This is a genomic window from Micromonospora sp. LOL_015 (assembly GCF_048060275.1).
GTDB lineage: Bacteria > Actinomycetota > Actinomycetes > Mycobacteriales > Micromonosporaceae > Micromonospora_E.
Window position 1 is genome coordinate 21,229 of sequence record NZ_JBHMIO010000015.1, and the last position, 22,398, is coordinate 43,626.

Genomic DNA, 22,398 nt, shown 5'->3' on the forward strand with positions numbered 1-22,398 from the left:
CCGGCCGGCCTGACCGGCGGCGGCCTGGCCGCACCCGTCAGCGGCACCGACGCGGCGGCTCGCCGCCGACCGCGCGGGCAGCTGGGGTCGCCACGTCGCAGAGCCGGGCCACGACCCGGCCCGGGTCGAGGTCCCACACCTGGGCCGAGGTGTCGGTCGAACCGCTGACCAGCAGCCCGTCGCGGGTGAACGCGATCGCGTTGACGTTGTCGACGTGTCCGACGAGCACCGCCGTCAACTCGCCGCTGTCGGTTTGCCACGCCCGGACCAGGTCGTCGCTTACGGCGGTGGTGACCAGCTGCTCGCCGTCCGGGCTGAAGGCCACCGCAGACAGCCTGGTGGTGGGTGTGTCCACTGTGCCGACCAAGTCCAGTCCGGCGACGGTGCGCAGCTCGACCTGACCGTTGCTGCGGGCCACCGCGACCAGGTGTCCGTCCGGGCTGACCGCGAGGTCGGTCAGTTGAAGGTCCGCGATGACTGCCCGGTCCCTGCCGGACAGGTCGGCGGTGTGCCAGGATCTCAGCTCGGCCCGCACCACCGTCTCGTCGCCGCTCACCACACCGTGGTTGGCGGTCGCCAACAGCGTGGTCCCGTCGGCGCCGAAGCCCAGGGCGTTCACCGCACCACCGGTCGGCAGGAAAGTCGGTTCGACGTCCCGGTCGAGCCGCCAGACCAGCACCCCGCTGTCCTCGCCGGCCGGGTCGAGCACGGCGACGGCGAGCAGCTGGCCGTCCGGGGAGTACGCCGGGTGCCTGGTTGTCCAGCCGTCCCGCCCGGCGGCGGTGTCGTGCCCGACCAGTTCACCGGCGACGGTGTAGCGCAGCACGCCACTGCCGGTGGTGCTGACCGCGAACGTGCCGTCACCGGCGACCGCGACCCCGGTGACGGTGTCCGACGCGCGGACGCTGGCCCGCACAGCACGGGTGCCCAGATCCCAGATCCGTACCACGTCGTCGCCGGCGGCGGTGACGACCCGGTCCGCTGCCGGGTCGACCGCGACGAACTGGACCGATTCCGGATGCCGCAGCAGCACCCCGCTGCGCCGGAACAGCACCGTCGGGGCGTCCGGCCCGGTGACGGCGATGGTCCGGCCGTCGGCGGCCACCGCCACGTCGGCGACGACCCGGCCGGCGTAGCCGGTGAAGCCCGAGGAGACCACCCCGGTGGTCAACGCCCAACTGTCGATCCGGCTGGTACGCCACCCGCCGGTGGTAAGCAGCGAGCCGTCCGGGGTGACGGCGAGCGGCACCGCGGCGCGAAACGGCCCCGTCTGCAGGGCGGTACGTTCGCCGGACGACACCGACCAGCTGCTCAACGTCCCGTCGGGTCCGCTGGTCACCAGCACGTCGTCCGGGCCGAAGGCCACCTGTTGGGCGGCGGGCAGGCTGCGGATCAGGGCCCGGTCGGGCAACTGCCAGACCTGGACGTCACCGTCGGTGGGGTTCGCGACGGCCAGCAGCGTACCGTCGGCGTTGATGGTCAGGTCGTAGCCGAGCATCCCGGTCGGCAGCGACCACTGCAGTTCGCCGGTGTTCGCCGACCAGCCGCCGACCTGCAACTCGGGTGACAGGTCGGTGCCGAGTCGTCCGGCAACGACCGTGGCACCGGTGGGCAGCCAGCCGAGCGCGCCGACCGCCGGCAGGGTGTACCGCAACTGACCGGTCGACACCTCCCAGATCCGGACACCGTCCCTACTGAACGAACCGGAGGCGAGGAACCGGCCGTCCGGTGAGAAGGCCAGTGACATCACGCCGGCGTCGGCGGCGTGCCGGAGATCGACATCGCGCTGGCGCAGGGTGGCGACGTCCCAGAGCCGGACCAGACCGTCCTGATGTCCCACCGCCACCACCGTGCCGTCCGGGTTGACCGCGGTGGACAGCCCGCCGGGCTCGCTGCCCAGCGGCCCGATCGTCCCCGCCGCCTGCGCAGACAGCAGCGCACCGTACGCCTCGACGGTGGGTGCCTGGTCCCAGGCGTCCAGCGCCCTGCCGACGGCGAGCAGGTCGTTGTCGGCGGCCGCGGCGATCTGCGACTCGGCGGCTAGTTGTCGGGAGATCGCCTGCCGGCGTTGGTCCTCGGCGGCGGCCTGCCGGTTCACCGCGACCAGCCCGCCGGCCACGGCGAGCAGCAACGCCGCCGCGAGGCCCACGGCCAGCCGGCGCAGCCGCCGTACGCCGCGCAGCCGGGCCAGTTCGGCGGCCTCGGCGGCAGCCACGCTCGCGGACAGGAAGTCGACCTCCGTCGCGGACAGGTCGTTGCGGTCCACCTGGTCACGCACCAGCGCCAGCCGGGTGCCGCGCAACAGCAGGTCGGGGTCGCGGCCGGCGGTCTGCCAGTCTTCGGCTGCGACGGCCAGTCGCTGCCGCCGGATCAGTTCGTCCCTCGCCTCCGCGAGCCAGCTGTCCAGGCGCGGCCAGTTGGTCAGCAGCGCCTCGTGACTGATTTCGACGGTGTCGGCGGCGACGGTGACCAGCCGGGCCCGGACCAGCCGGGACAGCAGGTCGGCGTCGAACAGCCGGCTGGCGTCGCGACGGCGGGCCACCGCCCCGGTGTCGGTGACGGTGACCAGGCGCAGCATCGCGGTCCGCAGCGCGGCGCGGCCGGCGGGATCCAGGTCGAGGTGGATCCGCTCGGCCGACTCGGCGACGGCGCGGCGGATTCCGCCGGTGCCCCGGTAGCCGGCCACGGTCAGCCGTCGCCCGTCGCGCCGCTGCCAGGTCGCCCGCAGGGCGTGACCGAGCAGGGGCAGCGCCCCTGGGTCGTAGCCGGCCCGTGCTGTCGCGTTCAGGTCGGCGAGCAACAGCTCGACCAGCCCGGTTTCGATCTCCAGGCCGGCCCGCGCCGCCGGCTCGGTCACCGCGCGGCGCAGTTGGTCGGCGTCCATCCGACCGAGGACCAGATGCCCGGCGGCCAACGCGTGGGCCAGCGGCGGCAGTTCAGCGCAGTCGGCGTAGAAGTCGGCGCGGACCGCGATCACCACGACGGCCGGCGCGGCGGCGGCCAGCGCGGTCACGAAGGCCAGCCGGTGGGCCGGGTCGGCGCACTCGGTGAACAGCTCCTCGAACTGGTCCACCACGATCACCAGCCGGCCGTCAGCGGGCGCGGCCCGGGCGGCGAGCGCACCGAACAGCTCCGGGGCCGCGTGCACCCGCGCTGCCGGCAGGTCCGCGGCGTCCGCTCCGGCGGCGACGAGCGTACGGTCGACCAGCTCGTCCAACGGCCGGGCGCCCGGGGTCATCAGCAGCCACGGCCACCGGTCCGCCGGGCCGAGCGAACCGGCGGCGATCGCCGGCAGCACCCCGGCGCGCAGTACCGACGACTTGCCGGCCCCGGAGACCCCGGTGACGATCAGCGGCGGACCACCCACCGCCTGCTCGGCGAGGCGGCTGAGTACCTGCTCGGTCTGCTCCTGCCGGCCGTGGAACCAGGGCGCGTCCTCCGGTTCGAAGGCGGCCAGGCCGGGAAACGGGCACACCGGGTCGTCGGTCGCGGCCGAGCCGGGCTCTGGCCGGTCCGAGTCGGCCTGCGGTTCGGCGGGTGCCTGCACCCGGCTGCTCAGCTGGGTGATGGTGAGCAGTTGCCGGCGTACCCGGTCCATCTCGACGCGCTGCTCATGGCTGCGTTTCGCCAGTTCGCGGCGGACCTCCCCGAGCACGCGGTGGACGTCGGTCAGCATCCACCGCAGCGCGCCGACGTCGTGGCCGAGGGCCTGGAACGTGGCGGCGAGGTCGTCGCGCAGCTGCGCGTCGGTCTCGGCCGCGGCGGCCAGCGCCACCTCGACCGCGTCGATGCCCCGCAGCAGCTCACCGAGTTCGGCGCGGATCGCCTGGGACTGTTCCCCTTCGTCGGCGAGTCGGGCCAGCAGTTCCTCGGCCAGCGCGTCACGCCACTGTGCCTCGGTGGCCCGCCGGCCGCGCATCCGTTCGGCGGTGTCGACCAGCACGTCGGTCAGGTAGCCGCCACCGATCTGGCCGAGCTGCCCGACGACGGCGGCGAGCAGCCCGCCGGAGCCGATCCCGGCGGCGATCGGCGCCAGCGCCGAGGCGGCGAGGAAGGCGAGGATGCCGTACGGGGTGGCGTCGCTCAGTCGTGCCCCGGAACGCCGTGCGGCGGCGCGGACCCAGTCGCGGACCCCTCGCCGGGCCCGCGCGGTGGTGTCGCCGTCCCGTCCGACATCGGCGGAGCCCGCGTCGGCGTCGGCCGCAGCGGCACCGTCCTGATCGGCCATGCCCGTCCTCCTCGCCCGATGCGTCGCTACACAGTGAACAGCAGCCGGACCGGCGGGCGGCGAAGACGCGCCGCAGCGCGGCAGCCGCCGACCCCGGCCCGCCGCGCCACGCACCCGAACGGCACCATAACGTCAACTAGATATCCATGATGATGAGTATCTGGAAAACTACTTCCAGCAAGGGAGTGGAGTGAAGCTCGCCCTGCCGTCGTTGACGGGGCGGGTCAGACCTGTCGAAGGGGAAGTCCTGTGACCATTTCCGCAACCCGGAAGACTCTCACCGCCGGGCTGACCACGCTGCTGGCGCTGGTCAGCTGGCCGGCAGCGGCCCAGGCCGCCGGACCACTCGGCGAGATCCGCCGGGCCGGTGGCGCCACCGCCATCCCGGACAGCTACATCGTGGTGCTGGACGACGACGCGGCGACCGCGTCAACGGCCTGGCGGCTCGCCGACCGGTACGGCGCCACCGTGCAGCACGTGTTCGACACCGCCATCGAGGGCTTCACGGCCCGGATGAGCGCCACCGCCGCCCGTCGGCTGGCCGCCCACCCGGCCGTCGCCCACGTCGAGCAGGATCACACCGTCGCGCCGTTGACCGCCGGCGTCCAGCTGAATCCGCCGTCCTGGGGGCTGGACCGGATCGACCAGCGCAACCTGCCGCTGGACAACCGCTACGCCTACCGCACCACCGCACCCAACGTGCACGCCTACGTCATCGACACCGGAATTCACCGGACCCACAGCGACTTCTCCGGCCGGGTCAGCACCGGCTTCGACGTGATCGACGGTGGTCCGGCCGACGACTGCAACGGCCACGGCACCCACGTCGCGGGAACGATCGGCGGCAGGGCGTACGGCGTCGCGAAGGCAGTCCAGCTGGTGCCGGTACGGGTACTCAGCTGCAGCGGCTCGGGGTCGATCTCCGGGGTCATCGCCGGAATCGACTGGGTGACCGCCAACGCGATCAAACCAGCCGTCGCCAACATGTCGATCGGCGGCGGCGCCAGCACCACGCTGGACGCCGCAGTCGTCAACTCGATCCGATCCGGCGTCACGTACGCGGTGGCGGCCGGTGGCTCCAACACCAGCGCGTGCAACACCTCCCCGGCCCGGGTGCCAGAGGCACTGACCGTCGCCGGCACGACGATCACCGACGCCAGAATGAGCTCGGCCAGCTACGGCTCCTGCCTGGACCTGTTCGCCCCCGGTGCGAGCATCACTTCGGTATGGCACACCGACAACTCCGCGATCCGGGTGCTCAGCGGCAGCTCGATGGCGACCGCGCACGTCACCGGCTGCGCGGCACTGGTCGCCGCCAGGAACCCCTCGTGGAGTGCCGCGCAGGTCGGCGACTACCTGATCCGCAACGCCACCACCGGTGTCGTCACCGGCCCCGGGGCCGGCAGCCCGAACCGGCTCGTCTACTGCGCCGGCTGACCGCCGGATCGACCCGCGAGGAGGAACAGACGATGGCAACGACCGTCAGCGCGCACCCGCCCACCCGTACCGGCAACGCCACTGGCCGCCGCGGCACCCCCGCCGGCTGCTGGCCACCGGCCTGACGCTGGTCCTGACCACCGCCGCGCTGGTCGCCGGCACCACGGCACCGGCGCAGGCGGCGACCACCCCGGGCATCGAACGTCTCGCACTGACAGGGCTCGATCGACTGGACCAGCGTGCGCAACAGCGGCATCGAGTTCGCCTACATCAAGGCCACCGAGGGCACCAGCTACAAAGATCCCCGGTTCGACACCAACTACGTCGCCGCGTACAACGCCGGGCTGATCCGAGGGGTCCCTATGGGTTGTGTCAAGCAGCGAGGCGGGATTCGTCCGCCGGTTGGGGCTGGTATGGCCGTTGATAAAGACGCCGAACCCGTCGTGCACAGCTCGCCTCCTCACCGCGATGACCTGGCTCAGCCGCTGGTCCCAGCGCCGGACTGCCGGCATCCACGTCACGGAGAGACCTACCCCACGACGGGGTGCCGGGTCCCTATCAGCGGTCCGCCGACGCCACCCGGCCCGGCGACAACACCCCCCGGATCATGCGCACGACAGGGGCATTCAGTCATACCGAGCCGGGCGACCGAGCCGTCCCCGGGTGGGGACGATCAAAAGACCTTTGATCTCCGAAAGCGTCAAGTCGTCGGTTCGCCGTCAGGTGATGAACTGGAAGATCTTGCCGGTCTCCAGCGGCTGCGGGGTGCCGGTGAAGCGATGAACGCCGACGGAGAACAGCACGTCGTCGGGAGCAGTGAACGCCCGTTCGCAGAACCCTGCGTCGGCCAGCCACCTTCGGACCGCCGGTGTCAGGTCGGGGGCACGTCGTGTCCTGGTCCAGATCACCGTGGCATCGGCAGCGCAGAGCTGCGGCAGCGCGTGAACGGTGGCGTGGGCGTCGGCGTCGCTGACGTTGCCCAGGACGCCCGCCATGATGACCAGGTCGGCGGGCACCGCCTGCCGGTATGAGGCGAGGTCACCGGCGTCGGCCTGCGCGACGGCCACCGTGTCGAGGCTCTCGGCGATTGCTCGGGTCCGGGCCGCGGCGACGTTGCGCGGATCGTACTCGATGAGCGTGGCGCTGACTCTTCTGGCGTCCTGGCGCGACGCCAGCACGGTGAGAATGTCGTGACCTTGGCCGGCGCACATGCTGACCACGGACACCGCTTCGCCAGGTCGTTCATCGAGCCATGCAGCGATGTGCTGCTGGACCAGCTTCAGCCGGCGTGCCAGGGGTGAGCCGGGGTCGGTGTAAGGGCTGTGCCAGGCATACCAATCGTTGGCGGTGTCCATAAGGGTTAGCGTGTCAGCGTCAACCCGTAGCGGCGAGCGCCGGCATGCCGATCGTGGGGAAGGGCTTCTCAAGGTCGTAGGGCTGGCCTGTGGCCAGGCAGTGGTGCAGGCAGCCGAGGGGCCGGTTGAAAGGTGGCGTAGCCAGCCCGACGCTCCAGAGCGCCACCCGGGCGGTCTCGTCGACCAGGACACCGGCCAGCCAGGGTACCGCCGAGACGGCGAACCAGCCCCAGATCCGCACCGCGCGCTGCCGGGCCATCTGGTCGTGCAGTGCGAAGAAGAACAGGCCGCGGCCCAGGTGGATGGTCAGGTACGCGCCGACGAAGATGGTCGCACAGTTCTCGAACGCTGCCGGTAGCGCCGCCGTCATCAGCAGCAGGGCGAGTGCGACCACGAAGGCTAGGTCGAAATACAGCTCCAGGAAGGTGGCGCGCCGCGGTGCCTGCTCGCCACGGAGCAGGCCGCGCGGGTCGCCGGCCGCCGTCACGATCGCACCGGGGAACGGGCCGACCGGTCGGTTCCGGGACACGAACTGGACGGCATATCGGTCTTATCGTACGGCCTCTATCGGCTGTCACCGGCCCGATCGCGGTGACCGGCCCGGCCACGGCCGAGGCCGGTCACCGCAGGTCAATCAGCCGAAATTATCCGGCCGTGCAGGCCAGGCCGTTCACCGTGAACGAGGTCGGCCGGGGGTTGCTGCCGGAGTGGGTGCCGTTGAAGCCGATGCTGGTGCTCGCGCCGGGTGCCAGCCTGCCGTTCCAAGCCGCGTTGCCGGCACTGACCTGGTTGCCGCTCTGCGACCAGCTGGCCGACCAGCCCTGCGTCACCTGCTGGCTGCCCGGGAACGCGAACCGCAGTGTCCACCCGTCGATCGTCGACGCACCGGTGTTGGTGATCATCACCGATCCGGTGAATCCGGTGGACCAGTCGTTGGTGGTGTAGTCGACCCGGCAGCCAAGCACCGGCGGGCCGCCGGTCGGAGTGGGCGACGGTGACCCGGTCGGGGTGGGAGTCGGGGTCGGGGTCGGCGGGACCGACGGGGTCGGGGTCGGGGTCGGGGTCGGCGGGACCGACGGGGTCGGGGTCGGGGTCGGCGAGACCGACGGGGTCGGGGTCGGTGACGGTGCGTCCGGCACCTGTCCCCAGATCAGCGTGCCGGACTCGTACAGCGGGACCGCCCGGTTCGGCCCGGTGGCCGCCTGGTAGGACGGGTCGTTCGCGGGATCCCAGGTGCCGCCCTCGGCCACCCCGATCTTCAACTGCACCTCCATCCGGTGCGCCGACTGACCGGCCGGCGCGATGGTGTGGCCGGAGCAGTCGACCTCGACATACCACAGGTCACCCGAGTGCTGCCGGGCCTCGGTGGGTTTCGGACACCCTTGGCTGTACGGGCTGCTCACCTCCAGCGCACCCGCACCATCGCGGACGAAGTAGTACCGGAACGTCGCGCCGGTCAACGCCCGGGCGGGGAAGGCCGACTTGTTGTAGATCATCACCTTGACCCCGGTCGACCGGGTCTCGTTCTGCATAACGGTCGTCTCGATGGAGATCTCGTCGATGTCCGGCGTCTCCGGCTTCGGGAAGTCCGACAGCGGAGTGCCGCCGTACTCCTGGTGCAGCCGGACCAGCGCGGAGGTGAAGCCGGCATTATAGTCGGTGGCCACCTCGTTCATCACGTAGTCGTCGCGGCGGTCGGTGTAGGCGTCGTCCGGCGCGGACGGGCCGCCGACCAACGCCCCGTACAGCACGTGCCGGGTCTCCTCGGGCACCTGCATGCTGTCCCACCAGGAGCCGTGCGCGGTGCGGTGGTGCGGGTTTCGCGGCGGATTCGCCCCGAATCCGATGACGTAGCTGGAGTTGCGTGGGTTGTCGCCGAGCGCGTAATCGATCTGCCGGACGGCGAAGTCGTGGTAGCGGGTTCGGCGGGTCGGGTCGGTGATGTTGTCGCTGTAGACCAGCGCGGCGAAGGCGGTGTTCGCGGCGTAACGCAGCGCGCCCCAGGTGTCGAGGACCGCCATCCCGCCCGGTGAGGTACGCACCTTCTCTCCGTTGACGCCGACGGTCCAGTAGTCCAGCCACCGGTTGGCGTCGTCGACGTACTTCTGCTTCCCGGTCAGGTTGGCCAGCAGCACGTACGCGCCGAACTGCTTGTTGTCCCAGGCGAGGGTCCACTTGTAGGCCCGGGTGTCGGTCTGCGGTTCGGTGCCCAGGTTGTCGTACTCGGCTTCAGCCTTGGCCAGGTAGGACCCCTCGCCGGTGGCCCGGTGCAGCCAGATGGCGCCCCAGACCAGTTCGTCCTGGTATCCACTCCATGACCGGTAGAAGCTGGTCGCGTCGGTGATGCACTCGTGGTACGCCTTACGCACGGTGTCGGCGAAGGTGTAGAGCTGCCGGGCGTGACCGACCAGGGTGTCTGCGTACGCCGGATCGGTCGGCCGGAAGACCATCGACGACGCGGCCATCGCGGCCGCCGTCTCGGCCGCCAGGTCCGAGCCGCCACAGGTCGCGTCGATGCGGTACGCCGGACGCGCCATCGGCATCACCTCGGCCGGACCCCACCATTTGTGGTCGTCGTCGCCCTTGCCGACCTGGCCGTAGAGCACGTTGGGCGACGGATGCGCCTTGATCAAGTAGTCGTTGACGTACCGCAGATTGTTCAACAGGTGCGACAGCTGCCCGGAGCTGGCGTAGCCGGCCCGGTAGTCGACCGCGCCCCAGGCGAGCATGGTGGTGGTGAAGGCCATCGGAAACCCGAACTTGACGTGGTCCCCGGCGTCGTACCAGCCGCCGGTGAGGTCGAGGCCGACGTCCGCCCCGTCGTCGAGTGCTGAGTCCGCCCGCCAGGAGACCCGGTTCCACTGCGGCAGCGGGCCGGACTGCTGCGCCTCGTAGAACAGCAGCGACTTCTGCAGCGCCTCTCCGTAGTTGAACGGTGGGGCCGCTGCGGCACCGGGTCGGGGAACCGCGGCTGTCGCGGCTGCGGCGCTGAGCAGGATGGCCATGCCGCTGGCCGCCAGCCTGCGTCGCCAACGTGTCCGGCCGGCCGGCCGATTGTCTGCGCGCACTACACTCACTCCTGTCCGTGGAGCCGCGCGCGGTAGCGCGTCGTGGAGGACGCCGAGGGGCGGATGTGGGCGCATCCGCCCCTCACCTCGTGTCGGTCGCGCTGTCGCGGCGGTCAGCGGCCGGCCCGCCGGTGGGGTGCGGGCCAGCCGGTAGATGGCGGTCAATGGTTCTCGGCTGATGGTTCACAAGGGTCACGATGCCAGCCAGCACCGGCGCCATGGGAGCGCTCCCATCGACAGGGAGCGATCATTACGCGTACCGATGATTAAACCGCCCCGGCCCGGCTTTGGGAAGCCCGCAACCGCGACCAACCGGCGCACACAAAGGTGCGGGGTCTCCTCCTGCCGTCCTACAGGAGGAGACCCCGCCGTGCCACCCGGACCTCGCGTCCAACGCACCGGACCCGCACCAGGACCGGGACGTCGGGGCAACCGCCTAGGTCGTGGTGGCGGGAGTCGGTGCCGAAATGTCGACCGGCCGATCGACCAACGGCACCGTGACGCTCATCATCTCCCCGTCGCGCTCGGCCGGACCCGGCCGGTGCAGCCGGGCCAGGGTACGCAGCATGCCGAGATCATCCGCGGCGATGTGTGCAACCAACGCCGCCTGCCCGATCCGACCGGCGTGACCGGCCAGCCTGCGCAGCAGCGCTGTACCGACCCCACGCCGGCGCCACCCGTCCTCGACCAGCAGTCCGACCTCGCCGAGGGCGCCCTCGACGATCAACTGCCCGGCACCGACGATCCGGTCCGCCGCCGCGTTGGGGTCGACCGCGACGAGCAGCACCCCTCGGGGCTGTTCCAGCATCCGCCGCAGCCGGGCGGTGATGACCTCGGACGGTCGGCCGAGAAGACCGGGCGTGCGACTCTCCGGCGAGCACCGGACCACCATCGCGTGCAGCGCGTTGAGATCGTCGGAGACCGCCGGCCGCAGCAGCAACTCGGCACCGTCCGGCATCATCAGCGTCACCTGATCGCCGGTCCGTCGGTTGACCGCCGCCGCCAGCTCGACCAGAGCCTGCGCTCGGGCGAATTCAGCAGGGGTGAAGCTCGGCTCCCGCCGGACGACGTCGTAGCAGCCGCCGGCCGGATCCGGCAGCCGCATCGTGTCCGTCGACCGGGCAGCCACCTGCGAAGCTGGTGCCGGCCGCCAGGTCACCGAGCCGGCACCGAGCAGGGTACGCAGCACGTCACCGAGCGCCTCCGGATCGCGGACCAGCCGGTTGGCCAGGGCGAGCGCCCGGGCGGGCTGGTCGGCCAGCCCCCGAGCCTCGGCCCGGATGGCCCAGGCGTCGCGGCCCCGGCCACGCTCCACCGTCGCGACGAGATCCTTTTCGGTCATCGAGTCGGGCGCGTCAACGAGAAAATCGTCGACCGCCCCGGCCTCGGTGGTGTGCACCTGGACGGCGAGGATGTTGACCGCGCGCAAGGCCAGGCTGGCGGTCAGCACGGCCAGGTAGCCCGGCCGGTCGTCGACCGTCGCTCTGATCCGCCACAGCGCCATGGCTGCTCCTCTCCCCAGGTGCTCGGTGCCCGCTTGGTCAGCGCCGCACTGCGCCCGCTTCCTACCTTGCCGCCGCGCTGTTTCCCTCAGGTTGCCCGGCGGTGACTTCTCGCGGTGCCGTCTGCGACCTGCGTCTCACCGTCTGGCGGTGACCGGGTCAACGGTCACCAGATCCAACCGGTCGCCCAGGATCACCGTCGCCGCCCGGACCAGCTGCGCTGTCCGGTCCACCTCGGTGACGTGGAACGCGGCTGCCGGCAGACCGTCCCCGTCGACCCGGGACACGATCAGCACCAGGCCGGCCCGGCCGAACGGCACCGATGCGTACCGCACCCCGTCCGGGCCGTCCATCGGCCGGGCGCGCAGTGGCGTGACCTCAGGCAGTCGCAGCGGCACCGGCGCGCGCCAACTCGCGTAGGCGACGGCCGGTTCGCCGCCCGTAGGAGACTCGTCCACCGGCACGGTCAGGCCGGTCATGAAGTCGTCGTCGGGCAGTTGACCACCGTCGAACCGCGACTCCGCGCCGGGCGTCGGAGCCGGCCCGGCGGACTGCGCCGTGGCGGCACCGGCTGGCGGCCGGGACGCGCTGCGGATCGCCCAGTCGGCCGGCACCACGGCTGCGGCCGCCCAGTCGGCTGCCAGCAGCCCCGGTACGGCGTCGACCAGCGTGGCCAGGCCGTCAACCGGGTTGGCGGCGACCTGGGCGAGCAGTTCGGCGTCCTGACCTCCGGTCACCGGAGTGCCGATCGCCCGCCAGACGCCGTCGACCTGGACTCCGGGAATCGCGGCCAGGCCAGCGAGCAGCCGGTCCACCCGGGCCGCACCCGGCCACACCACGGTGAAGTCGTCCACCGCCCGACCACCCAGCCGCTCCAGGACGGTCACCTGGACGATGTCGGCGCCCGCGACACCGAGTGTGCGGGCCACCTGGCCGAGTGCACCGGGCCGGTCCGGCAGGGTCACGCGAACCCTCAGCAACATGTCAGTCCTCCCGTAGCCAGGCCGGCCCCTCCCCCGGTCGACAACCAGCCTGCCCGATGACCATTTCATCCCTGTTGCGATGACATGACTCGGCAGGAAAACCCCTGGAGTACAGGGTTGGACACGCTGCACCATCACCCGTTCGAATGAACTTCACCGGCCGGCCGAGTCGCGGTCAGGCCGAGTCGCGGGCGACCATGTGGGTCTCCAGCAGGACGTACGGGACCTGCAGCTCATCGTGCCGGATCCGGGACAGCAGCAGTCGGGCCATCTGCCGGCCCATCTCCTCCACCGGCTGGAAGACGGTGGTCAACGGCGGATCGGACTGCCGGGCGATCGGGGCGTCCTCGAACCCGACCACGGCCACATCGTCGGGCACCCGGCGGCCTGCCTCGCGCAACGCCCGCAGGGCGCCGCAGGCCATCAGGTCGGACGCGACGAACACCGCGTCCAGATCGGGATGGCGCTCCAGCAGCTGGCGCATCGCCGCGGTGCCGCTGCCCTCGCTGAAGTCGCCGTAGGCCACCAGGGACTCGCCACCGTCCGGGCCGCTGTGCCGGATCGCCTCGTGGTAGCCGGTCAACCGGGCGACGCCGACCCCCATGTCCTGCGGGCCGGCGATGGTGGCGACCCGCCGCCGGCCACCGGCCAGCAGGTACTCGACAGCCAACCGGGCGCCACCGGCGTTGTCGACGTCAACGAAGTAGGCCGGACGCGCGTCCGGGTGCAGCATCCGAGCCGGCCGGCCGCCCAGCACGCTCGGCAGACCGCGCTGTTCGAGCAGCGTCGGCAGTGGATCCGCGTCGTGCAGTGACAGCAGCAGTACACCGTCGACATGCTGGTTGGTCAGATGGTGCTCGACCCGCTCCCGTTCGGCGGATGACTGGGCCATCGCCAGCCAGAGCTGCATCGGGGTGTCGAGCAGCCCGGAGCTGATACCCCGGACGATCCCGGCGAAGAAGGGTTCACCGAAGACCCGCTCCTCGGATTCGGAGACCACCAGCGCGACGGAGTCGGTCCGTTGGGTGACCAGGGCCCGGGCCGCCCGGTTCGGCACGTACCCCAGCTCGGCGATTGCCTGCTGCACCGCCGCCCGCGCTTCGGGGCTGACCTGCGGCGAACCGTTGACGACACGGGACACCGTGCCCCGACCGACCCCGGCACGCGCGGCGACCGCGTCGAGGGTGGGCCGCCCGAGTGACCGGGTGCGCTGGGTTGTCATCGTCTGTTCCTCCGACCCTGGGCCGTCGGCGCCGGTTCCGGCGGGGAACCGGCGCCTCGCGGCCCGTTATTGCTGGCTGACCACGCCTATTGTGCGGCCAGACCGTTACGTCGGATCACATCGGCGTACCACCTGGCGCTCGACTTGGGGATCCGAAGCTGGGTGTCGTAGTCGACATGGATCATGCCGAAGCGCTTCGAATAGCCCCAAGCCCATTCAAAATTATCCATCAAAGACCACGCGAAGTAGCCCCGCACCGGCACTCCGTGGGAGATTGCCTCGTGACAGGCACGCAGGTGAGCGTCGAAATAGGCCAACCTGTCCGGATCATCGACTTTGTCGTTGACGACGTCGTCAACGTAGGCCGAGCCGTTCTCTGTGATGTAGATCGGCACCTCAGGGTACTCGCCGTTGACCCGGCGCAGCACCTCCACCAGGCCGGGGGCGTCGACCTCCCACCCCATGTCGGTCACTGGGAGTCCGCGCGTGACAAATCGGATCCGCTCGCTCCCCGGCCAGCAGGACGGTTCGTCGGCCGTGTCGGGCGCCGGCGCGCCGCTGACCACGTGCCGGCTGTAGTAGTTGATGCCGAGCACGTTCAGCGGGGTGGCGATGACGTCCAGGTCACCCTCGCGGACATGGGCCAGATCGGTCACCGGTTCCAAGTCCGCCACCACGTCCTGCGGATACCGCCCGAGCAGGATCGGGTCGAGGAAGATCCGGTTGGCCAGACCGTCGATGCGCCGGGCCGCGTCGACGTCAACCGCCGAGTCCGTCTCCGGCGACACGGCGTACAGGTTGAGCGTGACGCCGAAGTCGTGGTCCGGCCGGGCCGCGCGCATCGCCTGCACCGCCAGACCGTGGCCGAGCATCAGGTGGTGGGCGGCCCGAACCGAGTCGGCACCGTCGGTGATCCCAGGGGCGTGCACGCCCGAGCCGTACCCCAGAAAGGACGAGCACCAAGGCTCGTTCAGCGTGGTCCAATACCGCACCCGGTCACCCAGCGCCCCATGCACCAACTCCGCGTAGTCGGCGAACCGGGCCGCGGTGTCCCGGGCCGGCCACCCGCCGGCATCCTCCAGCGGCTGCGGCAGATCCCAGTGGTATAGGGTCAGCCACGGCTCGATGCCCTGGGCTAGCAGCTCGTCGACCAGCCGACGGTAGAAGTCCAGCCCGGCCTGGTTGGCCGCGCCGGACCCGTCGGGCTGCACCCGTGGCCAGGACACCGAGAACCGGTACGACTTGAGGCCGAGCTCGGCCATCAGCCCGACGTCCTCGCGGTAACGGTGGTAGTGGTCGCAGGCCACATCACCGCTGTCCCCGCCGAGCACCTTCCCCGGCGTGTGACTGAAGGTGTCCCAGATGGACGGCTTACGGCCGTCGACGTTCGCTGCGCCCTCGATCTGGTAGGCCGCGGTGGCGGCACCCCAGAGGAACCCGGGTGGAAAGAGTAGCTGCCCGGAGCCTTCGCGGAACTCGGCGGTCTGCGGACTTGCTGCTTTGGTCACGACTTGACGGCGCCTTCCATGATGCCGCCGATGATTTGGCGGCCGAAGAGGATGAAAACAACGAACAGCGGGAGTGTCGCGATCAGCGTCCCCGCAAAAATCTGGGAATTGTCGGCGAAGTACGCCGAGTTCAGGCTACGCAGGGAGATCTGCACCGTCGGGTTGGTCGGGTCGGCGAGGACCACGAACGGCCAGAAGAACTGGTTCCACTGCTCCATGAAGGTCAGCAGACCGAGCACCGCCGCCGCCGGGCGCAGCGCCGGCACGACCACGTGCCAGAAGATCCGCCAGGTGGAGCAGCCGTCCACCCGGGCCGCCTCAATCAACTCGTTGGGCACCGCCTGTTCGGCGTACTGCCGCATCATGAAGATCCCGAAGCCGCCGATCAGGAACGGCACGATCACCGACGGCATGCGGTTCAGCCAGCCGAGTTCGGACATCAGAATGTAGAGCGGGAGCACGCCGAGCTGGATCGGAATCATCATCGAGGCGAGCACGATGAGCAGCAGCGCGTTCTTGCCCCGGAAACGCAGTTTGGCGAAGGCGAAGCCGGCGAGCGAGCCGAAGAAGACCGTCGCCACGGTGATGGTGCCGGATACCAGGACCGAGTTCATCAGCCCTTTGAGAATGTTGGCGTCCTGGTTGGCCAGCACCCGGCCGATGTTCTCACCGAGGTTGCCGCCGGGCAGGAACGGCGGCGGCCAGGCGTTGGCGGCGTCGTTGGTCCGCGACGCGATGACGATCATCCAGTAGAACGGGAAGAACGACAGGAGCACGCCCAGGATCAGGCCGAACCAGGTCAACGGGCTCGCCTTGAACAGCCGCTCCGAGGTCGACGACGGGCCCTTGCCTCGCTTGGGCTTGTTGGCCACGGGTTGCAGGGTTGCGGTGGTCATCGCGCCTCACTTGTCCGAGCTGATCCGGCGGGCCAGCAGATAGTTGACCAGCGACATGAACGCGATGAGCAGGAAGAGCAGCAGCGACACGGCGCCTGCGTAGCCCCACTGGAACCGCTGGTTCATGACGTCGAGCAGGTACATGGTGATCGTCTGGAACTGACCCTGGGAACCGCCGGAGATGCCGCCGGGTCCGCTGGTGAACAGCAGCGGCTCGGTGAACAGCTGCAGTCCGCCGATCGTCGAGATGATCAGGGTAAAGATGATGGTGGGTCGCAGCTGCGGCACGGTGATCGACCAGAACTGGCGGGTCCGCGACGCGCCGTCGAGGGCGGCGGCCTCGTACATGTCCTTCGAGATCGCCTGCATCGCGGCCAGGTAGATCAGCGCGTTGTAGCCGATCCACCGCCAGTCGACCATGGTGGAGATGGCGAACCAGGACCCGAGCTTGCTCGCCCGGAAGTCGATCGGCTCGACGCCGAACAGCGACAGCAGCCAGTTGACCAGGCCGAAGTCCCGCGCGTAGATCATCGAGAAGATCAAGGCGACGACCGCGGTCGAGGTGATGATCGGCATGGCGATGGCCAGCCGGAAAAACGTCTGTCCCTTGATCCGCCGGTTCAGCGCGTTGGCCAGCATCAGCGCGATCAGCAACTGCGGAACGGTGGACATCAGGAACATGCCGAACGTGTTGTAGACGGCGTTCCAGAACTGCGGATCGTCGGTGATCAGCCGGACGAAGTTGTCCAGGCCGACGAAGCTGATTTCGGCGTTGAGCGGAGACCGGTCGGTCAGCGCGATCCAGACGGTGTAGACGATCGGATAGACGCCGAAGATCGCGAAGATCACGAAGAACGGCAGGACGTAGAGGTAGGGGGAGAGTTTGAGGTCCAGTCGGGTCAGCGAGCGGCGCCGGGCCGCCCCACCGCCGGCCGGACCCGCCCGGTGGCCGCGTGGCTGCGCCGACGCGGGGGTGTCTAGCTCCAGGCTCATCGGGAAAGTCCTTCAGTTGTACGGCGGCCGGCCGACGTCGGCCAGGGAGGTCAACGCGCCGCTGGCACCGCGACGCGGCGGGAGAGATGGCGCCGGCAGGTCCTGCCGGCGCCATCTCTCACCCGGGTTGTGACACCGCGCTACCGGCCGGCGGCCGTGCCGTTCGTGATGGCGTCCTGCCACCCCTCTTCCGGCGACTGGCCCTGCTCGACCGCCCGCAGCGCGTTCTCCACTGCGGTACGGACCGCCTGGTTCTTCGGGCCGAGGTAGACCGGCTTGAGCTCACTGGCACCGGCGGCGAAGATCTCGCCGGTCGGGGCGTCGGAGAAGTACTCGTTGACCGCCTCGGCGACCTTCGGGTCGGCCAGCGCCTGCGGCGACGACGGCAGGTTGCCGACCGCCTCGAAGGCGGCGATGTGGCCATCCGGGCTGGTCAGGTACTTGACCAACTCGGCGGCGGCGGCCTGGTACTTGCTGGAGGTCGGCACCGCCAGGAACGAACCGCCCCAGTTGCCGCCGTTGCCCGGCGCCGTGGCGATGTCCCACTTGCCGGCGGCCTCCGGGCCGGCCTGACCCTCGATGACACCGGTCATCCAGGCCGGGCAGGCGATGGTGGCGAAGGTGGCGTTCTTGAAGCCGGCGTTCCACTCGTTGGAGAACGACTGCAGGTTGTTCGACAGCCCAGCCTCGATCATGTCGGTGGTGAGGTCGAACGCGGCCTTCACGTCCGGGTTGCTCTCCATGACGAACTGGTTCTCAGTGTCGTAGTAGGTGTACCCGGTGCCCTCGCCGGCGATCTGGCTCAGCACCAGGTTGTAGAAACTGGTCGCCGAGTCGACGAACGCCTTGTCCGGCGTGGCCTCCTTGAACTCCTGCCCGACCGTGATGAAGTCGTCCCAGCTTGACCAGAGCGCGCCGACCTCATCCCGGTCGGTCGGCAGACCCGCCGCCTCGAACAGGTCCGAGCGGTAGCACAGGGCCATCCCGCCGACGTCGGTGCCGAGCCCGAGCACCTTGCCGTCGGGCAGCACGCCGGCTTCCCACTTCCACGGCAGGAAGTTGCCCTCGAGTTCGTTGGCGCCGTGCTCACCGAGGTCGACGAACTTGTCGGCCTGGGCGAAGAACTGCGAAATCGTGCCCTCTTCGATCGCCACCACGTCCCCGGCACCGGAGCCGGCGGTGATCTGCTGGGTGAGTCGGGTGTTGTAGTCGCCGAGGCCGAGGCCGATGCCTCGCTGCTGAACGGTGACGTTCGGGTTGTCGGCCTCGTACTGCTCGATCAACTCGTCGTATCCGAAGCCTGCGTCGCCGAAGATGTCGACGACCAGGGTGATCGGGCCGTCCGGATCTGAATCGGCGTCGTCGGAGCCGCAGGCCGTGGCCGTCAACATGACAGCGGAGGCGAGTGCGACCGCGGCGTACCGCCGGAGCGTGACGCTCATCCTGACCCCTCTCAAGGTCGCTTTCTGTGGTGGGGGGTGACCGTGTGGTGTCCGCCGCGACAACGGGAACTTGCGTTGACGAAAGGGGTTCGTCGCCGGGGAGCGGGCACTGCACGACCACGCTCCGCGGTTGGTCAAGCAAGTGACGTGGATCTCACTCACCCCGGCCGGGAGCGCTCCCATGAGATTGCCGGGAGGTTTCGGAGGTGTCAAGGGGCCGATGGGAGCGTTCCCATTTCGTTACTGCCAATTCCCGGGTGCTCTCGGGTCAGCTTCGGGTCGGTCAGGCCGGCCGGAGCGGTCAGGTCAGCCGGCGCAGCAGGGTGGTGACCCGCGCCGGGTCGAACCCGAACCGGTCGAACGTCGCACCCACCCAATCGGCCATCTCGGCGTGACGCGGGTGGGCCGGGTCGGCCACCGCGGCCCGGAACTCGGTGTACCCGAAGGCGCCACCGACGTCCTCCGGGGGGCAAGCCTGGTCCCCGTCGGCACAGAGCGGATAGCGCATGTCCGGTTCGGGCGCGGTGACGTCCTCGACGACGACGTCGTGCTCCCACCAGTCGCCGAAGTCGTACGTGTAGCGGAACCGGGCCCCCTTGGTGACCACGGCGTCCAACCGGGTGTCCAGTTCGTCACGCAACAGCAGCTCCCCGGCCGGATCCGGCTCGCCGTACTGCGCTCCGTTGATCTCGAACGAGTGCAGGTGGCAGTCGCGCCAGCCCATCGCGTGCTGAATCACCCGGTGCACCCGGTCGAGCGTGTACCCGCCCGGAACCTGGACGCGGCGCCACACCGGCGGCGCGATGTCGGACAGGGTGACCAGCAGGTGGAAGATCTGACGGGGCATGGCCGCCCTTTCTCTGACCTAGGCTCGAACCCATGATCTGCACTGCGTGCCGGAGAGGCCAGCACGATGGGTGTCGGGGTGGTAACTGGTGCGACTGTCAGCACCGTACCCCCGCTCCGACTCCACCGGTCACCGGTCCGGCCGGCGAATGACCGACCAGCCACCGGCCCCGGACGCGCCGACCCCGGACAGGCCTGCCCCGGACTCGCCGGTCCGCCGATTCGGGCCACCGCCGGCCGGGTCCGCGCTGGACGACCCGGCCCTGATCGAGGCGTATGCCGTCGCTCCTCACGACCAGCTCAGGGTGAACTTCGTGACCAGCGTGGACGGGGCGGTCGCGGTGGCCGGCCGGTCCGCCGGGTTGTCCGGACGCGCGGACAAACGGGTCTTCGGCGTCCTGCGGATGCTCTGCGACGCGCTGCTGGTCGGTGCCGGCACCCTGCGTCAGGAGCAGTACCGGGCGTTGCGGCTGGACGACCGGCGCCGCCGCTGGCGCCGGCAGCACGGCCTACCCACCCATCCCACCCTGGTCGTCGTCTCCGCCTCGCTCGATCTCGACCCGGACCAACCGGCCCTGGCCGACGCACCGACGCGGCCGATCGTGCTCACCACGACCGACGCGCCGACCGAACGGCGACGTCGACTGGCCCGGGTCGCGGAGATCGTCCCGGCCGGCGAGCGCACCCTCGATCTGACCGCCGGGCTGAGCCAGCTACGCGCCCGTGGTCACCGTCGGCTGCTCTGCGAGGGTGGTCCGATGCTGCTCGGTTCGCTGACCGCCGCCGACCTGGTCGACGAACTCTGCCTGACGGTCTCCCCACTGCTCGCCGGTGCCGGTGCCGGCCGGATCAGTGCGGGTCCGGCAAGCCCGGTACGGCAGCTACGGCTGGGCCAGGTGCTGGCCGCCGACGACGGCACGCTGCTGCTCCGCTACACCCGGCCCGACCCGACCACCACAGGATAGTCACCGTGAGTCAGGCATGATCACCTGAGGGCAACGGATCGGGTCGACCGAAACCCACCGTCGGCAAATTCAGCCGGCCGCGCCGAGTCGGATGCCGCGCTGGTCGTACCCGTGGGGCAGGATGCAACCCGTGGGCATGACGCAACCGGACTTCAGCGACCAGTCCATCACTATGAGTGACACGACACCGGAGGGTGCGCCGGTGGGCCGGGTGCTGGGTACCGCCGACGCCACCCCACTGCAGTTCTGGACCGCGGTCGGCACCGGCAGCTATCTGCAACTGGACGACGTCGTGGTGACCCGCCGCGAGCTGCCGGGCGCCGAGCCGGTGACCATCGCCGGGGTGGTCACCCAGGTCCGGGCCCGCCACGAAGGGGCGCAGTTCGACTCCGACGTGTTCGCCATCGCCGACGGCACCCTGCCCGCCCAGGTGCAGGAGGCCGCCGAGATCACCGCCACCCGGGTCGATCCGGAGATCTACGTACCGCCGGAGCCGGGCGCCCCGGTGTGGCGAGCCGAAGGCGACGCCCGCGCCCGCGCCCTGCACTTCGACCGGATGGAGCGCCGGATCCCGATGGGCACCGGCCGCGACGGGGTGCCGGTCTACCTCAACGCCGACTTCCTCGACGGCCAGCGCGGCGCACACGTGTCCATCTCCGGCATCTCCGGCGTCGCGACCAAGACCAGCTTCGCGACGTTTCTGCTCTACTCGGTGTTCCGCTCCGGCACTCTCGGCGGCGACGCGGTCAACGCCAAGGCGCTGATCTTCAACGTCAAGGGCGAGGACCTGCTCTTCCTCGACCACCCCAACGTCCGGCTCGACGAGGCGACGACCGCCGCGTACGCCAAGCTCGGCCTGCCCGCCGGCGCCTTCCCGGACGTACGGGTATACGCCCCGCCGCGCGCCGGCGACGCCTCCGGCACCCCCGACGTGACCAGCCGGCTCACCGGCGTGGACAGCTTCTACTGGACGGTCGCCGAGTTCTGCGACCAGCGACTGCTGCCGTACGTGTTCGCCGACGCCGACGACGAACGCCAGCAGTACACGATGGTGGTGCACGCGGTCACCGCGTACCTGCACCGGCACGCGCAGCCGGCCGACGGCGGCATCAGCATCGACGGCCGACGGATCGGCTCGTACGGGGATCTGGTCGACCACATCGTCGACCAGCTCGGCGACGAGGAGACCCGGGCGGCGTGGGCCGGCTCGGCGGTCGGCATGGGCACGGTGAACGCCTTCGCCCGTCGGCTGATCAGCAGCAAACGCGACCTGGCCCGGCTGATTCGCGGCGATCTGACCGCCCGCCGCCCACACCAGATCAACACCGCCGAGAGCGCCCAGGTCACCGTCGTCGACCTGCACAACCTGCCGGACCGGGCACAGCGGTTCGTGGTCGGCGTGACCCTCAAGGGCGAGTTCGAGCGCAAAGAGCGGGCCGGCACCGCCAAGCCGTTGCTGTTCGTCGTGCTCGACGAGCTCAACAAGTACGCCCCCCGGGACGGGTCGTCACCGATCAAGGAGGTGCTGCTCGACATCGCCGAGCGGGGCCGCTCGCTCGGGGTGATCCTGATCGGCGCCCAGCAGACCGCCAGTGAGGTGGAGCGGCGGATCGTCACCAACTCGGCGGTCCGGGTGGTCGGCCGGCTCGACCCGGCCGAGGCGTCCCGGCCGGAGTACGGCTTCCTACCGGCGGTGCAGCGGCAGCGGGTGCTGCTGGCCAAGCCGGGCACGATGTTCGTCAACCAGCCGGACATCCCGGTCCCGCTGTGTCTGGAGTTCCCGTTCCCGGCCTGGGCCACCCGCTCGTCGGAGGCCGGCGACGCGCCGTCGGGCACACTGCGCTCGATCGTGCAGGCCGCTGACCCGTTCGCGGTGGTCGGCGGCCGGTCCACCGTCGACGACGACATCCCGTTCTAACCCGTTCCGCCCGTTTTGACCCTGAGGTCGAGGAG

15 protein-coding genes and 1 pseudogene are annotated in these 22,398 nt (G+C 70.4%); 4 read left to right on the plus strand and 12 right to left on the minus strand.

Annotated elements, in window-relative coordinates; genetic code table 11:
* Window positions 1-37 precede the first annotated feature (37 nt).
* A complete protein-coding gene (locus ACFHWU_RS14595) occupies window positions 38-4,228 on the minus strand; it encodes an NACHT and WD repeat domain-containing protein (protein ID WP_416590798.1) in 4,191 nt (1,396 codons plus the stop codon).
* A 249-nt stretch (window positions 4,229-4,477) separates the two neighbouring features.
* Between ACFHWU_RS14595 and ACFHWU_RS14600 the strand changes: the two genes are divergently transcribed.
* Together ACFHWU_RS14600 and ACFHWU_RS14605 are read left to right on the plus strand one after the other, a co-directional pair.
* The gene (locus ACFHWU_RS14600; protein WP_416568391.1) at window positions 4,478-5,665 is read left to right on the plus strand and encodes a S8 family peptidase; all 1,188 of its coding nucleotides are present in this window, start codon (window positions 4,478-4,480) and stop codon (window positions 5,663-5,665) included.
* Window positions 5,666-5,904: 239 nt separating this feature from the next.
* Window positions 5,905-5,964, plus strand: a pseudogene (locus tag ACFHWU_RS14605) (hypothetical protein); the annotation flags it as partial.
* 420 nt (window positions 5,965-6,384) lie between these two features.
* Here ACFHWU_RS14605 and ACFHWU_RS14610 read toward each other — a convergent pair.
* The 11 genes from ACFHWU_RS14610 to ACFHWU_RS14660 all read right to left on the minus strand — a co-directional run bounded on the left by ACFHWU_RS14610 (window position 6,385) and on the right by ACFHWU_RS14660 (window position 19,481).
* The gene (locus tag ACFHWU_RS14610) at window positions 6,385-7,020 is read right to left on the minus strand and encodes a class I SAM-dependent methyltransferase family protein (protein ID WP_416555691.1); all 636 of its coding nucleotides are present in this window, start codon (window positions 7,018-7,020) and stop codon (window positions 6,385-6,387) included.
* A 19-nt stretch (window positions 7,021-7,039) separates the two neighbouring features.
* Entirely contained in the window at window positions 7,040-7,549 is a 510-nt protein-coding gene (locus tag ACFHWU_RS14615; protein WP_416590799.1) for a low temperature requirement protein A, read from the minus strand.
* Between the two features lie 115 nt (window positions 7,550-7,664).
* Window positions 7,665-10,025, minus strand: a complete 2,361-nt coding sequence (locus ACFHWU_RS14620) for a glycoside hydrolase family 9 protein (RefSeq protein ID WP_416590820.1) — start codon at window positions 10,023-10,025, stop codon at window positions 7,665-7,667.
* Between the two features lie 499 nt (window positions 10,026-10,524).
* Window positions 10,525-11,592: a GNAT family N-acetyltransferase gene (locus ACFHWU_RS14625; protein WP_416555695.1), complete on the minus strand. Its 1,068-nt coding sequence runs from the start codon at window positions 11,590-11,592 to the stop codon at window positions 10,525-10,527.
* 135 nt (window positions 11,593-11,727) lie between these two features.
* Window positions 11,728-12,573 carry an amino acid-binding protein gene (locus tag ACFHWU_RS14630; protein ID WP_416590800.1) on the minus strand — a complete coding sequence of 282 codons (846 nt, stop codon included), beginning with the start codon at window positions 12,571-12,573 and terminating at the stop codon, window positions 11,728-11,730.
* A gap of 175 nt (window positions 12,574-12,748) precedes the next feature.
* Window positions 12,749-13,795, minus strand: a complete 1,047-nt coding sequence (locus ACFHWU_RS14635; RefSeq protein ID WP_416555698.1) for a LacI family DNA-binding transcriptional regulator — start codon at window positions 13,793-13,795, stop codon at window positions 12,749-12,751.
* Window positions 13,796-13,881: 86 nt separating this feature from the next.
* Entirely contained in the window at window positions 13,882-15,303 is a 1,422-nt protein-coding gene (locus tag ACFHWU_RS14640; RefSeq protein WP_416568393.1) for a GH1 family beta-glucosidase, read from the minus strand.
* Window positions 15,300-16,199, minus strand: a complete 900-nt coding sequence (locus ACFHWU_RS14645; RefSeq protein ID WP_278168206.1) for a carbohydrate ABC transporter permease — start codon at window positions 16,197-16,199, stop codon at window positions 15,300-15,302. Before ACFHWU_RS14645 ends, ACFHWU_RS14640 begins: the two co-directional genes overlap by 4 nt.
* Window positions 16,200-16,205: 6 nt before the next feature.
* The gene (locus ACFHWU_RS14650) at window positions 16,206-17,192 is read right to left on the minus strand and encodes a carbohydrate ABC transporter permease (protein WP_416555700.1); all 987 of its coding nucleotides are present in this window, start codon (window positions 17,190-17,192) and stop codon (window positions 16,206-16,208) included.
* Window positions 17,193-17,332: 140 nt separating this feature from the next.
* The gene (locus ACFHWU_RS14655; protein WP_416555701.1) at window positions 17,333-18,634 is read right to left on the minus strand and encodes an ABC transporter substrate-binding protein; all 1,302 of its coding nucleotides are present in this window, start codon (window positions 18,632-18,634) and stop codon (window positions 17,333-17,335) included.
* A gap of 301 nt (window positions 18,635-18,935) precedes the next feature.
* Window positions 18,936-19,481: a plasmid pRiA4b ORF-3 family protein gene (locus tag ACFHWU_RS14660; RefSeq protein ID WP_416555702.1), complete on the minus strand. Its 546-nt coding sequence runs from the start codon at window positions 19,479-19,481 to the stop codon at window positions 18,936-18,938.
* Between the two features lie 85 nt (window positions 19,482-19,566).
* Here ACFHWU_RS14660 and ACFHWU_RS14665 point away from each other — a divergent pair, with 85 nt between their 5' ends.
* Together ACFHWU_RS14665 and ACFHWU_RS14670 are read left to right on the plus strand one after the other, a co-directional pair.
* On the plus strand, window positions 19,567-20,445 hold the full coding sequence (locus ACFHWU_RS14665; RefSeq protein WP_416590821.1) for a pyrimidine reductase family protein: 879 nt from the start codon (window positions 19,567-19,569) through the stop codon (window positions 20,443-20,445).
* A gap of 172 nt (window positions 20,446-20,617) precedes the next feature.
* Window positions 20,618-22,363, plus strand: a complete 1,746-nt coding sequence (locus ACFHWU_RS14670) for an ATP-binding protein (protein WP_416555703.1) — start codon at window positions 20,618-20,620, stop codon at window positions 22,361-22,363.
* Window positions 22,364-22,398 lie beyond the last annotated feature (35 nt).